This window comes from Vibrio cincinnatiensis (assembly GCF_022113815.1).
GTDB classification, from domain to species: Bacteria; Pseudomonadota; Gammaproteobacteria; order Enterobacterales; family Vibrionaceae; genus Vibrio; species Vibrio cincinnatiensis_A.
In genome coordinates this window covers 1-389 of record NZ_SGOM01000092.1, presented here as the reverse complement: position 1 = coordinate 389, position 389 = coordinate 1, and the positions used below count along the sequence as shown (strand labels likewise).

At 44.0% G+C, this 389-nt stretch carries 1 pseudogene; it reads left to right on the top strand.

Going from position 1 to position 389, the window contains the following annotated elements:
• Positions 1-389 (top strand): annotated as a pseudogene (locus EXA13_RS16760) (flagellin); the annotation flags it as partial.

Below are 389 nucleotides of genomic sequence, written 5' to 3'. Positions count from 1 at the left end.
TTTAAAATTAACAGTGCAAAAGATGATGCAGCCGGCCTACAAATTTCTAACCGTTTGAATGTTCAAAGCCGTGGTTTAGATGTTGCAGTCCGTAACGCCAATGATGGTATCTCAATGGCGCAAACTGCTGAAGGCGCAATGAACGAAACCACGAACATCCTACAACGGATGCGTGATCTATCATTGCAATCAGCAAACGGCTCTAACTCAAAATCTGAGCGTGTTGCGATTCAAGAAGAAGTTGGCGCTCTAAACAAAGAATTAAACCGTATCGCTGAAACCACATCATTTGCGGGCAACCGACTATTAAACGGTACGTTCCAAACTAAAGCGTTCCAAATTGGTTCACAAAGCGGTGAAGCCGTAATGCTGACCATGAAAGACATGCG